This window comes from Planctomycetota bacterium, from assembly GCA_035574235.1.
In the GTDB taxonomy this organism is placed as follows: domain Bacteria; phylum Planctomycetota; class MHYJ01; order MHYJ01; family JACPRB01; genus DATLZA01.
Genome location: DATLZA010000153.1, coordinates 20,948 through 35,404, shown reverse-complemented (window position 1 = coordinate 35,404; position 14,457 = coordinate 20,948). Strand labels below are relative to the sequence as shown.

Here is a 14,457-nt window from a genome sequence, read left to right as displayed (position 1 = left end):
GCACCCGCCCCTCCTCCGTCCGCTCCAGAAACCGCTCCAGCCCCGGCGGCACCTCCACCCCCTCCACGCCCGCGTCCTGCCGCAGGCCCAGAAACAGCCGCTCGATCCGCTCCTGCTCGGCCGTGAGCGTCTCGCGCCCTCCCACCGGATCCTCCCGGCGCAGATACTCCCGGACGTTCGACACGTTCCACCAGCGCTCGGGAGACACGTAGCTGTGCGCCCCCGGACCGAACCCCAGGTACGGCCGCCCCTCCCAGTAGCCTCGATTGTGCCGCGACTCCCGGCCCGGCAGCGCCCAGTTCGAAATCTCGTAGTGGTGATACTCCGAGAGCAGATCCATCGCCGTCTCGTACATCTCCCGCTCCGTTCGCTCCGGAAGCCGGTCCCGGATCTTCGCGAACGGCGTGCCGGGCTCGTACGTCAGACCGTAGAGCGACAGGTGCGCGGGGCGCCACGCCCGCACCTCCAGGAGCGTCCGCCGCCACCCCTCCAGCGTCTGGCCCGGCACCCCGAAGATCAGGTCCACGCACACGTTGTCGAACCGCCGCGACGCCTCCCGCCACGCGCGGCGCGCCCCCTCCGCGTCGTGCTCCCGCCCCAGGAACCGCAAAAGCCCGTCCTCCAGCGCCTGCACGCCCAGCGTGATCCGGTTGACGCCGATCTCCCTCCATCCCTCCAGGCGCAGGCCCTCCGGGTTGCACTCCACGGTCACCTCCTCGGGCGCGCCCCCCACGGCCTGCAGAATCCGCTCCAGCTCCTTCGGCGATAGAAGCGACGGCGTGCCGCCCCCGAAGTAGACCGTCCGCGCCTCGAACGGCCGCGCCTCCCGCGCCCGCGCGATCTCGCGGCACACCCGCTCCACGAACGCCCCGTGGAGCGAACCGTCCGACTCGATCAGCACGAACGCGCAATAAGGACAGCGCCGGCGGCAAAAGGGGACGTGAACGTAGACTCCGCAGCGCATCCGAGGACCGGCGAGGCTACCCGGCCCGCCGGCCGAAGTCAAGCCGGCCCCGTCCGGCGGCCGTTCCCTCCACCGGAAAGCGCTCTTCACCGCGCGGCGGCGACGCGGAGCGGCCCGCGACAGTCCTCCGCCGCCCCCAGCCGGTCCAGGAGCTCCACCAGACCGCGCTGGAGCACCGCGTCCGTCTGCAGATCGCAGACCCAGACGTGCCCTTCCGCCTCGCGGCGGCGCCGCGCCGCGCGGCGCAACTCTTCGCGGACCTGATCCCGCGTGAGCGCCGTGTCGAGCGACCCGTAAAGCTCCTCGAAGCCCTCCCACCTCGAGGCGTCGAACCCGTCCGTCTCCGCCAGCGCCCGGACCGCTGGACCCCACCTCGCCTCGAGATACTTTTCGAGCTTTCCCGACCGGCGAAGCTTCCAGACCGCCTCGAAGGCCGCCGCATCCGGCCGATCCTCGGCGCACGGAAGGTCCGGCTCGATGCCGCGCCCTTCCACCTCCCGGCCGCGCGGCGTCGTGTACCGCAGAACGGTGAGATAGAGGTACCGCTTGAGGAACATGGAGTTCAGGAGAATCGGCGCCTGGCCGACCCCCTTGCCGAACGTGCGCTCCCCGACGAGCACGGCGCGCCCATGGTCCTGAAGCGCCCCGGCCAGAAGCTCGCTCGCCGAGGCGGACGCCCGGTTGACGAGCACCACCATCGGAATCTCTTCGTAAGCGCTGGGCACCTTGGACTGAAACTCCATCTCGCCGGAGAAACCGGGCAGCCGGAGCCCCCAGAGATTCGGACGATAGTGCGAGACCGTCCGCGTGATGAGCAGCCCCTGCGGCAGGAAGAGGTCCGCCACGCCGGTGGACGCCGGAAGCGCGCCTCCCGGATTGTGGCGCAGATCGAGGATCAATCCCTTCATTCCCTCGCGGGCCATCTGGTGGAGCGCCGTCCGCGCCCGCCGCACCAGCGCCGTGTCGAAGATCGTCATCCGAAGGTACCCCACGCCGCGGCCCAAATACTGGAAGCGCACGTCCGGAATGTGGGCCCGTCGCGGCGGCAGCCGGAAGAGGTATTCCCGGCCGTACCGGCGCACCTTCAGGTCCAGAACGCCCCCCGGGGGAATGCGCAGGAGATCCGCCAAGTCCTCGCCCTCGAGATCCCGCACGGGACGGCCCCCGATTTCGAGCACCTCGTCCCCCATCTCGATCCCTTCCTCGTAGGCGGGGGTGCCGTACTGGACGTAGACCACCCGCGCGGCCTCCCCCTCGGGCTTGAGGGCGCAGCCGGCCGAGTCGTCCCGGCCTTCGCCCTGAAGGGACTTGATGAGCCGCGCCATGTCCTGGTCGGTCAGCAGTCGTGAAAAGGGGTCCCCCGTCTCCCGGATCATCGCGCGGCCGGCGTGATCGGCCAGCTTGACGAGGTCCAGGCCGGGCGCCGCCTCCGCGGCGGCCGCCAGCGCCTCTTCCATGGAGGCCTTTCCCCGCACGGCCTGGCGGACGGCCGCCCGCGCCGCCGGATCCAGCTCCGCGAAGTCCCGATGGTCCATCGCGCGAACCATGCCCCGCACCGCCGCCTCCGAGAGGCGGTCCCGGTCCAGCCGCTCGCGCTCGATGTAAGACTCCAGCAGATGTTTCTGCACCTCGCGCAGGTAGGCCCGCGCCTTCCGGAGATCCTCCGGTTCCGGCCGGAGCCCGATCCCCGCCAGAACCGCCGCCGCCAACGCCGCCGCCCGACCGAACCGCCTCATACGACGCTCCTTCCCGCTCCCCCCAGTATACGAAATTCCCTCCCGCGGGGTCGCTTACGATTTCCCTGGAACCGACGGACGACCGATTCTTATCATTTCGCCCATATGGACCGGACGTGCCTGGTCTGCCGCCGCCCGACGCGCCAGGAGGACTGCTACATCCGTCTGGAAAAGGAACTCCACCCGGCCTGCCGATCCTGCTGGGAACAGCTGCTGCTCGATCCCCGGCGGGTGCTGCGCTCGCTTTCGCCCCCTCCTGGACGCCCCGCCGATTCCGACCGGCCCCGCTCGTAGCGGTTCGGTCCTCCGCGAACCGGAACCTCCCCAGGCCGCTCTCCATGTGGTAAACTTGGGGACCCCGCCGCGAGTCGGCCGGGGCGAGTGGGAGGCGCCCCTGATCTACATCCGAAACAAGGCCGAGGCTCTGGACGCCGTGGCGGCGGTCCTGGCATTGCCGGATCGCCGGCAGCAGATCATCCAGCTCACGGTCCGCGTGGCCATGTGCCTGGACCCCGAGGCGCGATCCTTCCTGGCGGACTGCCAGGCCGGACTCATCGAAGGCGGCCTCGAAGCCATGCGCCGCCGGCGGCAGGAGCTCCTGTCGAGCCTCGATCGGGAGGAAGGCCCCGAGGCGATCGTCATCGTGGATTCCTCCGAGGATCAGCTCCTCGAGCAGGTCGGCGCCGCGCTCGACGCGTTGCGCCTTTCGGAAATCGCCCGGCAGGTCTTCCCCGATGTGCGCGAGAAGCACGAAACGTGGGAAATCGCCCGGGCGCTTCTGGCCGATGAGGAGGCCGTCCGCAAGATCCTGATCGACGCCGTCCGCGCCCACGGAGCCGGCAACAGCGCCCTCTATGAAGAGCGGCGCAAGGAGCTGCTCCGGCACCTCGAGGCCGCCCGCCCCCCGTGGGCCTCGGCCGTCGCCGCGCTCAAGCAGGCCGCCGCCGAAGCGGACGCGGAAGATGCCGCCGCGGTGTTCGGCGTCGTGGCCGTCGACGACCTGCGGGCGCGCCTCGTGCTGGACCTCCTGGCGGGGTCTCCGGACGAGGCGCAGAAGTATCTCGGCGAAATCCGCCGCCGCATCCGGACGCTCCGCGAGCTCGAGGCCCGCGAAAGCGCGTGAAGCGGGCCGGAACCCCGGTGGTGGGCGCGGAGGGATTCGAACCCCCATCCCTTTCGGGGCCGGATCCTAAATCCGGTGCGTCTGCCGGTTCCGCCACGCGCCCGTCCCGCGGCCCGGGTTCGGCCTTGCCAGGGCCGCACGAGCGATTATAATACGTCCCTTCCGGAAGGGCGCCGAATCGCCTTCTTCCCGCGGAGAGGTGCCGGAGCGGTTGATCGGGCTCGCCTCGAAAGCGAGTGGCTCCGCAAGGGGCCCGTGGGTTCGAATCCCACCCTCTCCGCCATCCCAAACCCCGAGACCGCGCGGAAACCTCCCCCGGGACGGCGCCTCCCTAAGTCCGCGGACGGAACGAGAGACTCGCGAAGCTCACCAGGCCGCCCTGCGGATCGGGCGCGAAGCCGTACTTGTGAATCTTCCCCTCCGCCGGCCCGAGCAGCCGAAGGAAGGCATACGTCGCCGACAGCCCGCACACGTGCCTTCGGTTTCCGTCCGACTGCACGGAATTCCAGAACGCCTCCGCGTTCCCCTCGGCGCACGCCTGAAGGCTCCGGTTGTCGCCGGCCATCATCCAGGACACGAGTTCCTGGTCGATCTCCACATCGTCGCCGAACACCGGCCCCACGTGGGCGAAGTCCACGCCGGCGACCCAGCACACCCGCCGCCCCGCCGTCGCCTCCCGGAGAGCCTCCAGAAACTCTTCGATCTCCGGCGCCGTCGAAGGGCTGGCGTCCCCGCACCACGGCTCGAACGACGAACACAGGATCGGAACCGCCGTAAACCGATCGTCCGGCCGGGCGTGCCGGAGAAACACGGCCTGAAACTCGATCGAATGCTCCGAACGATGCGTCGCCTCGTGCTCGTAGATCCGCCGCCCCAGCCGTTTCTCGAGCGTCGCCACCGCCTCCCGGTCCACGGACACCGTTCCGAGCGGCGTCTCGTAATCCTTGGCGCTCACCACGAACGGATTCGGCGGAGACGCGTGGGCCACCCCCAGAATCACGTACAGATCCGCCTCGCTCCGCTCCGCCAGCTCCCGGTAGGCGAAGGTATAGCACGGCCCGCCCCGCCGGAAGTCGATGTGCGGAGCGAGGATGCCGGCCAGAGGCTCGCCGCGCCGGGCCTCCGGACGGCCCGCGCCCGCCTCCGCCGTATAGTAACCCTCCAGCTCCCGCCGAACCTCCTCCGGCGTTCCCTGAACGAACCGGGGCGGCCTCGCCGGGAGCGCCCGATACTCGTCCTCGATCGCCCGGCGGCGGTCCCGAACCTGGTCCGATTCCAGAAGAAAATGCCGGTCCAGGTCGCGCACGACCGCATCGATCTCCTCCGGCGTCAGCTCCAGCCCCTGGAACTTCGCGGCGATCTCGCGGCGCACGTCCGCCGCTTCGCGCGTTCCGTCCAGAAGGGAGGCCACGACGAACGCCAGCGGAGGAAGAACGACGGGATGTTCGATGAGCCCTTCGTGGGAATCGATCGCCAGGAAAACGTCCCGCCCGTCATGCCGGAAAGGAACCACGCGCAGGGTCGGACGCAAAGGCGGAAGCGGCATCGCGCCGCCATCCTATCTGATGACAGCCTTCCGGTCTATTGCTAGAATAGCGCGCCCGCCGGCGATCCCGATCGCGTTCCACGGAGAGGTGCCGGAGCGGCCGAACGGGCACGCTTGGAAAGCGTGTGTCCTCGCAAGGGGACCGAGGGTTCGAATCCCTCCCTCTCCGCCACCCCGGCACGCGGGCGCCCGCCCGTCAGACGAACCTCGATGAGGATCCCTGCCCTCCGCCCCGCTCCCGCAGCCCTTCGAAAAGCCCTTCGACGGTCAGAAGCACCCGGCGCTCCGGGGGCATCTCCCCCCCGCGGAAGAGAAAGAGCCCCTCCGACCGCCGCGGGTCCGCCAGCGCCGCGAACGCCTCCGCGTCCCGGCGCCCCTCGAACTCCGCCGCGATCACAAGCCCCGCGTCGAACCAGATCCGCCCCGAGGACCCGCCGCACGCGACCTGGAGTCCCCCGCTCTGCTCCAGCCCCGCCAGGCGCCCGCACAGCGCCGCGAACGGCACGTCCCGGAGCGTCCCCCCGAACGTTCCCGACACACCGTCGATCTCCCGCTCGGAAGCCACCACCCGGACCCCCTCGGCGGCCGCGCCGAAGGCGTCGAAAAACGGCGCCACCCGCGCCTGAAGCGCCGCCGCGCGCACCTGCGGGTCGCGATCCTCCTGGGCCCTCCGCAGCGCCTCCCGCGCCTCCCGGTCGTCCGGAAAAAGCGAAAGCGCCCGCACCGCCGCCGCGCGCACCTCCGCGGGCACCGACCGCAGAATCCCCGTGATTCCCTTCTCGCCCTTCAGGCAGATCCGGGCCAGAACCGGCACCGCCCGCGCGTCGCCGATCTTCCCGAGCGCCAGACACGCCGCCACCCGCAGATCCGCGGGATTTGTCCTCCCTTCCGCCGTCGCCGCCAAGTCTTCCACCGCCCCCCGGTACCGCACGCGCCCCAGGCACTCGACCAGCGCCCGCCGCGACCCGGCCTCCTCCTCCGCGTGGTACGCCTCCAGGAGCGCCGCCCCCGCGCGCGGATACCCCTGCTCCGCCGCCAGCGCCGCCGCCCGCCGCCGCACCATCAGCGCCGGATGGCGCAGGAGCCCCACCAGCGCCATCTCCGCCATGTCCGCCGGCATCGCGTGCGGAATCGCTTCGAGCATCCGCACCGCATCCGACGGCGCCGCCGTCTTCTGAAGCTCGTCGAGCAGAACCGCCGCCGCCCCCGGACCCGCCCGCACGATGAACCCCGCCAGCCGCATCCGCTCCGCCGGCGATTCCGCCTGCTTCATGAGCCCCAGGAGAAACCGCGTCGCCGCCGCCCCCAGCGCCTCCACGAGCCTCGACGCCTCCGCGTCTCCCCCTCGGATCCGATCCGAAAGCGCCGCGAACCCCGGGCCCAGCGCCAGACGCTCCAGCGCCATGTACGCGAAATTCCCCCGCTGGGGGAACGACGGGTCGCGGATCTTGTCGTGCCGCTCCAGCAGCTCCACCATCTCGCGCGCCCGTTCGAGCCGCCCCCGCCGCAACCGAAGATCCGCCAGAAACCCCGCCAGATCCGCCAGCGCCGGGTACGCCTGCGCGTCCCGCTCCCCGTCCAGCGCCGAACGCGCCATGACCTCGACCGCCTCGAGCGCCTCCTCCGGAGCGTGACGCTCGAGAGCCCTCCGGAGCCCGTTGAGCGCCCGCGCCGCCGCCTGGCGCCGCCGCGCCGAGCGGTCCGCCAGACTCCCCGAAAGCGCCTCGAGTAGTCCCTGCACCGCCTGGGGCTTCCCCAGCGCCGCCAGCTCGTCCAGAAGCCCCGGCCCCTCCTGAGCCATCGCGGCGATCCGCTCGTCCTCCGCCAGAGCCAGGATCTCCCCCGCTCGACGCTCCGCCCCCGATCCCCCGGACTCCACGGCGGCCGGCCGCTCCTCCCGAACCTCCTCGAGAAGCCCCTCCATCAGCGCCGCCAGATTCGGATCGTGACGGAAGGCGTCCGCCAGCGTCCGCCCCACCCGGCGAAGCACCGGACGGAGATTCTCCGGCGCCGACGGCAGAACCCGCGCCAGATCCCCCAGCGCGTCCCGCGCCGCCTCGAACGAAATCCTTCCGGTCCCCGGCGCCGCCCCGCCTTCCCCCGCCCCGCCTTCCCCGGTCGGTCCTCCCTGCACCCTCGCCAGAAGCCCCGGATCCCGTTCGAGGAGACGCTTCACCAGAAGCATCCGCCCTTCCCCGCCGTGACCGCCCTGTTCCGCGGCTTCCACGAGCTGATCGAGCCCTTCCAGAAGCCTCCCCAGCTCCGTCTTCGACCCCTCGAGCTTCCGGGCCGCGTCCTGGATGACCAGATCCCCTTCCCCCAGCGCCACATAGGTCACTTCGTCCACCGACACCCGCAGCACCCGCTCCGCCCGCAGCCGCCGGTTGATCTCCTTTCCGTCCTTCACGTCCCAGAACTTCCGCGTCAGGGCGTGCAGGAAGGTCCCCAGCTCTTCCAGCGTCAGCCCCTTCGAGAAAGTCACGCTCTTCACCTGCGCGTCCGAAAGAAGCCCGAGCGCCGCCGCCTCCAGCGATTCGCTCACCGTCCCGGCCGGAGGAAGCGGACGGCCGTTGACCAGAAGCCCCCGCTCGGTCCGCGAAAGCGTCAGCGACGCCGCGTGCGTCAGATACGAATGAACCGAGTGGTAGCAATCCGTGAGCACCTTGAGGACCTGCGGACTGTCCTTGGGATAAAGCCGCAGCTGCGCCACGGCGATCCGGAGCGTCAGGAGCACGTCGAGAACCGCCGACTCGCCGGCGCGGCCCGCCAGCGCCTCCACCGGCGGCTCGAACTCGAGCCCCGCCACATGGGAGCGCGCTCCGCCCGCCTCGAGCGACTGCGCCCAGCGGACGGTCCCGCGCCTTGAGAATCGCCCCCCGCCCGGGCCCGGAAGAATCAGTTCGACCCGAACCTCGCCCCCCTCCGCCAGCGGCCGCGGCGTCTCCACGCACGCGCCGATCGCGCTCACGTCGATCAGCCGCAGCGCCAGATTCGGCTCGTCCGATCCGTCTCCCGCCGTCACCGCGATCGACGTTCCGGGTTCCGGTTTCGACCGTGGATACTTTCTCCGCTCCGTCCCGCCTTTCATCCCGCTCCTCCGTTCTACCAGGACTTCACGTCCCAGAGCCGGACCGACGTGTCCGAACCGACGGAGGCCAGGAGCGCCCCGACGCGCGAAAACGCCACGCCGGTCACGCGGTCCCCGTGTCCCGGAAGGATTCGGACTTCCTTCCCCGTGGCGGGATCCCACAGCCGCACCATGGCGTCCGCTCCGCCCGAGGCCAGAAGCCTCCCGTCCGGGCTGAAGGCCAGGCAAAGCGCCTCCCCCGTGTGGCCCCGCAGACGGCGCAGCTCGCGTCCCGTCTCCGGATCCCACAGCTTCACCAGCGTGTCGCGCCCCGCCGACGCGATGAGCGTCCCGTCCGGGCTGAACGCGCAGGCCGTCACCCCGTCCGCGTGCCCGTCCAGGACCTTCCGCTCCCGGCCGGACTCCACGTCCCAGACGCGCACGCGCCGGTCCGCGCCGCCCGAAGCCAGCATCGTTCCGTCCGGCGAGAAGGCCAGGCCGTCCACGGAGCCGCCGTGGCCCTCCAGCTCGCGCCGCAGCTTCCAGCCGTCCACCTCCCAGAGCCGGATCTTCCGGTCGTATCCGCCCGAGGCCAGCAGGCGCCCCGAAGGGTGGAACGCCAGCGACGACGCGTGCCCCGCATGGCCCTCCAGCACGCGGATCTCGGGCCCCCGGCCGCCCTCCCACACCCGCACGCGCCCGTCGGCCCCCGCCGCGGCGACGTAACGGCCGTCCGGCGAAACCGCCACCGCCAGAAGCCCCGAGGGCGTCGCGCCCAGCGAGGACGCCTCGCGGCGCGTCACGGGATCCCAGATCCGCACCCGGCGGTCCTCGCCCGACGTCGCCGCGAAGCTCGCGTCCGGAGCGAAGGCGACGCCCGTGACGACGTTCGAGTGCCCCGCCAGGACGGCGATGAGTTCCGTCACGCGCTGGACGGGCAGGGGCTGAAACTCGGAAGGGTCGTGGAACAGCGAACGCGCGCCGATGGGAGCGGCCGCACCGCCCGATCCCTCCGCCCACTGGAGGGTGATCGACGCCCGGTACGCGCGGTCGTAGTAGTCCACCTCCAGGCGGTGGTAGCCCTCCTCGAGCACGCACGCCACGGGCTTGGGCGGCTCCGCGTGAAGCCCCCAGCTCGACAGGATCTGCCGGCCGTCGAGGCGGACGCGCACTCCGTCGTCGGCCTCCACCGAGAAGGTGTAACGGCCGGGACGCGGGGCGTGGAGGTACCCGCGCCAGCGAGCCGAGAAGGCGTCCTTCGGACCGCCCGTCCACGGCGGGCCCTCGCCCCATTCGAAGCTCACCACCGGATCCACGCGGCGCAGGGCGAGCGCCTCGAAGTTGGCCCCGTAGTAGTACTCGCCGACCAGGCCCGGCCGAAGGGGCGCCCCGGAACGGGAGGGCGGAACGAAGACCGGCATCGGCGCCGAAACGGCGCGGCGCCCGCGTCCCGTGACCTCCAGAAGATCCACCCGCTGGAAGACGGCCGGGCTTTCATGGCTTCCGAGCCCCAGGACCGCGTCCCCCCCGAGCCTCCAGGAAGGATCCGACGCCGGTTCCTCCAAGCTTCCCTCGCGCTCCTCCACGAGGCGTCCTTCGAGAAGCGCCCGGACGCGCTGCCGCCGCACCTGGATCACGGCGGTGTACGGCCGGTCGTTCTCCAGGACCGGCGGACCGACCGGAGGAGGCCCTTCGACGGGCGGCGGGCGAAGCGCCAGTGAGGTATTCCCGGCGGCCCCGAGCGCCCAGACGATCGGCGCGCCGCCCCGCGCGCCGAGAATGAGCGCCACGGCGTCCGTCCCGGTTTTCCGGCGGAACACGACCCGCAGGTCGTACTCCTCAGGAGGCACGTACGGGATTTCCACGCGCGCGAAGGGTTCCCGTCCGGACGCGAGGGCCCCTTCCCTCCAGGTCCAGGTGCCGGAAACGACGTTCCGGGGAAGCTCCACGACGCCCAGGAGGTTGACGGCGTCCTTCCATGCGTCGTCCGCCGGGCCCGTTCCGGGAGACGGCCGCGCCGCGGGGACGCCCCGGGTGAGGCGCAGCTGCTCGTCCGCCCGGCGCGCCTCCTCCTCGGCGCGGCGGGCGCGCTCCTCGGCGGCGGCACGCTGGGCGGCCAGGGCTTCGCGCTCCTCGGGAGAAAGCGCCCGCTCCTCCGCGCGGGCCTTCTCTTCCGCCTCGCGCCGGGCGCGTTCGGCGTCCCCCCGGGCGGCCTCCAGCGCGGCCCGGAGTTGCTGTTCCCGCTCGAGGGACTTCCGGCGGAGCGCCTCGCGGGCGCGGCGCTCCCCCTCGATCGCCCCGGCGTTCTCCGGATCCTTGGCCAGCGCGCGGGTGAAGGCGATCAGCGCCTCCGTGTAGTTTTCCTCGTCCATGTGCCGGTGAGCCTCCGCGAGCTCCGCGGTCACCGACGGGCGGCGCACGGAGACGGCCAGCATGAGCCCTCCGACGCCGGCGACGCCGATCGCCGCCCCCAGAACGGCCGCCCGCACGTAGGAGGGCTTCCGGACGGGCCGGGGCGCCACGGTGCGGACTTCCTGGCCGGAAAGCCACCGGGTGAGATCTTCCGCGAACGCCCGCGCGGTCGGGTAGCGGTCCCGGTCCCGCTTGGCCAGGGCCTTCAGGCAGACGTTCTCGATCGCCTTGTCGATCTCGCGCGCCGCGGCGCCCGTGGCCGCCCGGCTGGGCGGAACGACGTCGTCCTTGACCACCTTCATCAGAATTTCGAGGGGCGACTCCCCGGTGAACGGCGTCCGGTCCGTCAGGATCTCGTACAGCATGACCCCGAGGGACCAGATGTCGGTCCGCCAATCGACCCGGTGGCCGCTCTGAGCCTGCTCGGGGCTCATGTAGGCGGGCGTGCCGACGACCGCCCCGGAGCCGGTGAGGGAGGCGTGAACCTTCGTCCCCAGCGGCTTGGCCAGTCCGAAGTCGGTGACGTACGCATGCCCGTCCGGGGAAACGAGAACGTTGCGCGGCTTGAGATCCCGATGGAGGACCCCCTGCTCGTGCGCGTGATGGACGGCCAGCGCCACGTCGCGCAGAACCGCCACCTGCTGCTTGAGGGACGCACCGCTCTGTTTGCGCCATTGGGAGAAGGGCAACCCCTCCACGAGCTCCATGGCGATGAAGCGGCGGCCGTCCAGGATCCCCGCCTCGTAGACGGTGACGATGTTGGGGTGCTTGAGCTTGGCGGTCAGCTGGGCTTCCTGAACGAAGCGCTCCTCGTCGTGGGCGACTTCCTTGGGATCGGCCCCGGCCGGCGTGATCATGAGCTTGAGGGCGACCTTGCGGCCGAGGTCCGCGTCGCGCGCCTCGTAGACGACGCCCATGCCGCCGCGGCCCAGTTCGCGCAGGAGCTCGTATTTCCCCAGCCGTTCCGGAGCGGAGGCCGTCGGAGCGGGGGCCAGAAGAGGCGCGGAGGCGGCGGACGCGGAGGAAGCGCGGGGGGAGGAAGCCTGCCCGGACGTCTCGTCCAGGGCGATCCGGAGCTGGCTTTCGGTGACGAATCCCTTTTGAAGAAGGATCGCCGCCAGCGGCCGGGGATTTCCCTGGGAAAGGCTCTGCGCGCGTTCGGTCAGGGCTTCGCGGAGCTGATCGGGGGTGAGAAACCCGCGCTCCAGGAGCTTCTTGCCCAGGAGCAGCTGGCGGCCGACATCTCCCGATCCTTGAAGTTCCGTCACGTCCGGCTCCAACCGGGCCGCAGGCGACGGTCGGCGACGAACCGCGGTCCGGATGGAAATGCCGCGCCGGCGGGCCCTACCCCCCCGGAGACGCCTGGGCCATCAGGAATTATACGGAACCTTCCGGGGACCGGGAAGGAGGAATCCATGTACAGGGGCGCGGGAGCGGCGATATCATGGGCCTCGCCATGGCGACGGCCGAAATCCGGGAACCCGAGCCGGAGCTCTTCGTGCGCCTGGGCGTTCTCACGGAGGCCAAGCTCCAGGAATGCCTGGCCACGCAGAAGGGCTTCCGCGACCAGGGAGTGTCGCTCACGCTGGCCCAGGTCGTCCTGAACCTGGGGGCGGCGCCGCCCGAGCAGGTGGCGCGCGTCGTGGCTCATCAGGGCACGGCGGTCCTTCGGTGCCCGCAGTGCCGCCGGCGGTTCACCGTTCCGGATTTCCAGGCGCAGCGCCGCTACAAGTGCGAGCCCTGCCGGGCCTATCTCGAGATCGTGGCCGAGGAGATCCTGGGCGGCGGCGGGGCGCCGGCGCCGGCCGCCCCGGCGGCCGCGCCCGCGGCGGCGCGGAAGGATCCCTTCGAGGGACGCACGATCGGGACCTGGCGCGTCGTCCGCCGGATCGCCAAGGGAGGCATGGGGGCCGTCTACCTGGGCGAACACGCCCAGACCGGCCGGAAGGTGGCGATCAAGATCCTCACGGAGGAGTACAGCCGGATGCCCGGCATCCAGGGGCGTTTCAAGCGCGAGGCGGACACGACCCTCCGGCTCCAGCATCCCAACATCGTCGAGACGTTCGAGATGGGCCAGGACGGCCCGCACACGTACATCGTGTCCGAGTACGTCGAGGGCGGGTCCCTCGTGGACCTCATCGTGCGGGAGAAGAAGCTCCCGCCGCGGCGGGCGGTCGAAATCGTCTGCGACATTCTTTCGGCGCTCGATCACGCGCACGGCCGCGGCGTCGTGCATCGGGACGTGAAGCCGGCGAACGTGCTTCTGACGGCGGACGGACGCGCGAAGGTGATCGACTTCGGGCTGGCCAAGGACGCGGAGGCCAACACGATCCTGACCCTTTCCGGCAACGTCGTGGGAACGCCGGCCTACATGGCGCCGGAGCAGGCGATGGGCGAATCCGCGGGCCCCCCGGCGGACCTCTATTCGTGCGGGATTCTCCTCTACCTGATGCTCACGGGGCGCAAGCCGTTCGAAGGCCGCAGCCTCGTTGAAACCTTGCGCAAGCAGATTCACGACCCGCTGCCGCCCGTACGTCCGCACAATCCGGAGGTTCCGGAAGCGCTTGAGTCCGTCCTGCGGAAGATCTGCGCCAAGCAGCCGTCGCAGCGCTACCGGACGCTGCCGGAGGCGATCGCGGCCTTGCGCAAGGCGGTGGGGATTCCGGTCGGGCCGGAAGGAAGCCGGCCGGAGGCCGCGGGTCGCTCTCCGCTAAGGATCGCGCTCTGGGCGGCCGCGGCGGCGGCGGCCGCGGGGGCCTTCGCGTGGCTTCTGCTGCGGTCGTGAAGGCCGCCTTGTCCGCCTCTCCCGGACCGCTAGAATGGAAATCGTGAACGTAGACGAGCATTTCATGGACGAGGCCCTGCGGCAGGCGGAGCGCGCCGCCGCGGCGGGCGAAGTCCCCGTGGGCGCCGTGATCGTCAAGGACGGCCGGATCCTCGCCCGGGCGCACAATCAGGTCGAAACCCTGCGGGACGCCACGGCGCACGCGGAGATGATCGCGATCACCCAGGCGGCGGAGTCGCTCGCGAACTGGCGTCTGGAGGGGGCGGAGCTTTACGTCACGATCGAACCCTGTCCGATGTGCGCGGGGGCGCTGGTGCTGTCCCGCGTGGCGCGGATCGTCTACGGGGCGGACGACCCGATCGCGGGGGCCTGCGGAAGCGTCTTCAACATCGTCTCGGAGAAGCGGCTCAACCACCGGATTCCGGTCGTGCGGGGGGTCCGGGCGGAGCGCGCCGCGGACCTCATCCGCTCGTTCTTCCGCTCGCGGCGCGAGGCGCGGCCGTAGTCCGCTTGACCCTCCGGGACTCCTCCGATAGCCTGATCGCCGCGGCGCCCTCGGCCCCCGGAGGGGTGCCAGAGCGGTCGATTGGGCCGGTCTTGAAAACCGGTAGTCGGTTCCGCCGACTCGCGGGTTCGAATCCCGCCCCCTCCACCACCTCGACGGACGGGGCTGTCCCGCCGGGCGGGGCGCCGAGGGGCTGGGGCGGACGGGGAGGGTCGGGTGATTTTCCTACCTGCCCGAGGCCCGAACGGATAATCTAGGCGTCCTCGGGGGGGCGAGCCCCGGGAAAGGCGGAACACTCCCGGCGGGAGCGGGAACGACA

The 14,457-nt window shown here is 71.3% G+C and carries 9 protein-coding genes and 4 tRNA genes; 7 read left to right on the top strand and 6 right to left on the bottom strand.

Going from position 1 to position 14,457, the window contains the following annotated elements; all coding sequences use genetic code 11:
* Together VNO22_14160 and VNO22_14155 are read right to left on the bottom strand one after the other, a co-directional pair.
* Nucleotides 1–901 (bottom strand): coproporphyrinogen-III oxidase family protein (locus VNO22_14160; GenBank protein HXG62512.1); only part of this gene is annotated, 901 nt, incomplete at its 3' end.
* A 149-nt stretch (nucleotides 902–1,050) separates the two neighbouring features.
* Nucleotides 1,051–2,700, bottom strand: a complete 1,650-nt coding sequence (locus tag VNO22_14155; protein HXG62511.1) for a S41 family peptidase — start codon at nucleotides 2,698–2,700, stop codon at nucleotides 1,051–1,053.
* A gap of 105 nt (nucleotides 2,701–2,805) precedes the next feature.
* Between VNO22_14155 and VNO22_14150 the strand changes: the two genes are divergently transcribed.
* Together VNO22_14150 and VNO22_14145 are read left to right on the top strand one after the other, a co-directional pair.
* Nucleotides 2,806–2,994: a hypothetical protein gene (locus VNO22_14150; GenBank protein HXG62510.1), complete on the top strand. Its 189-nt coding sequence runs from the start codon at nucleotides 2,806–2,808 to the stop codon at nucleotides 2,992–2,994.
* 55 nt (nucleotides 2,995–3,049) lie between these two features.
* Nucleotides 3,050–3,823, top strand: a complete 774-nt coding sequence (locus tag VNO22_14145; protein HXG62509.1) for a hypothetical protein — start codon at nucleotides 3,050–3,052, stop codon at nucleotides 3,821–3,823.
* Between the two features lie 18 nt (nucleotides 3,824–3,841).
* Here VNO22_14145 and VNO22_14140 read toward each other — a convergent pair.
* Nucleotides 3,842–3,926: transfer RNA gene (locus VNO22_14140), tRNA-Leu, on the bottom strand.
* A 90-nt stretch (nucleotides 3,927–4,016) separates the two neighbouring features.
* Here VNO22_14140 and VNO22_14135 point away from each other — a divergent pair.
* Nucleotides 4,017–4,106: transfer RNA gene (locus VNO22_14135), tRNA-Ser, on the top strand.
* A gap of 48 nt (nucleotides 4,107–4,154) precedes the next feature.
* Here the strand turns inward: VNO22_14135 and amrB are convergent.
* Complete coding sequence (gene amrB, locus VNO22_14130; protein ID HXG62508.1) at nucleotides 4,155–5,369, bottom strand: AmmeMemoRadiSam system protein B; 1,215 nt, start codon at nucleotides 5,367–5,369, stop codon at nucleotides 4,155–4,157.
* Between the two features lie 82 nt (nucleotides 5,370–5,451).
* Between amrB and VNO22_14125 the strand changes: the two genes are divergently transcribed.
* Nucleotides 5,452–5,541 (top strand) — tRNA-Ser (locus VNO22_14125).
* A gap of 24 nt (nucleotides 5,542–5,565) precedes the next feature.
* Here the strand turns inward: VNO22_14125 and VNO22_14120 are convergent.
* Both VNO22_14120 and VNO22_14115 read right to left on the bottom strand, forming a co-directional pair.
* Complete coding sequence (locus VNO22_14120; GenBank protein ID HXG62507.1) at nucleotides 5,566–8,457, bottom strand: HEAT repeat domain-containing protein; 2,892 nt, start codon at nucleotides 8,455–8,457, stop codon at nucleotides 5,566–5,568.
* Nucleotides 8,458–8,471: 14 nt separating this feature from the next.
* A complete protein-coding gene (locus VNO22_14115; GenBank protein ID HXG62506.1) occupies nucleotides 8,472–12,116 on the bottom strand; it encodes a protein kinase in 3,645 nt (1,214 codons plus the stop codon).
* 188 nt (nucleotides 12,117–12,304) lie between these two features.
* On the opposite strand from VNO22_14115, the gene VNO22_14110 reads away from it, so the two are divergent.
* From VNO22_14110 to VNO22_14100, 3 genes are all read left to right on the top strand, one after another.
* The gene (locus VNO22_14110; protein HXG62505.1) at nucleotides 12,305–13,633 is read left to right on the top strand and encodes a serine/threonine-protein kinase; all 1,329 of its coding nucleotides are present in this window, start codon (nucleotides 12,305–12,307) and stop codon (nucleotides 13,631–13,633) included.
* A 34-nt stretch (nucleotides 13,634–13,667) separates the two neighbouring features.
* Nucleotides 13,668–14,138, top strand: a complete 471-nt coding sequence (gene tadA, locus VNO22_14105; GenBank protein ID HXG62504.1) for a tRNA adenosine(34) deaminase TadA — start codon at nucleotides 13,668–13,670, stop codon at nucleotides 14,136–14,138.
* A 59-nt stretch (nucleotides 14,139–14,197) separates the two neighbouring features.
* Nucleotides 14,198–14,288: transfer RNA gene (locus VNO22_14100), tRNA-Ser, on the top strand.
* Nucleotides 14,289–14,457: the final 169 nt, after the last annotated feature.

Coding starts and splice junctions, on each gene's coding strand:
- VNO22_14155 (HXG62511.1), bottom strand. CDS start 2,700: ATGAGGCGGTTCGGTCGGGCGGCGGCGTTGGCGGCGGCGGTTCTGGCG.
- VNO22_14150 (HXG62510.1), top strand. CDS start 2,806: ATGGACCGGACGTGCCTGGTCTGCCGCCGCCCGACGCGCCAGGAGGAC.
- amrB (HXG62508.1), bottom strand. CDS start 5,369: ATGCCGCTTCCGCCTTTGCGTCCGACCCTGCGCGTGGTTCCTTTCCGG.
- VNO22_14120 (HXG62507.1), bottom strand. CDS start 8,457: ATGAAAGGCGGGACGGAGCGGAGAAAGTATCCACGGTCGAAACCGGAA.
- VNO22_14110 (HXG62505.1), top strand. CDS start 12,305: ATGGCGACGGCCGAAATCCGGGAACCCGAGCCGGAGCTCTTCGTGCGC.
- tadA (HXG62504.1), top strand. CDS start 13,668: ATGGAAATCGTGAACGTAGACGAGCATTTCATGGACGAGGCCCTGCGG.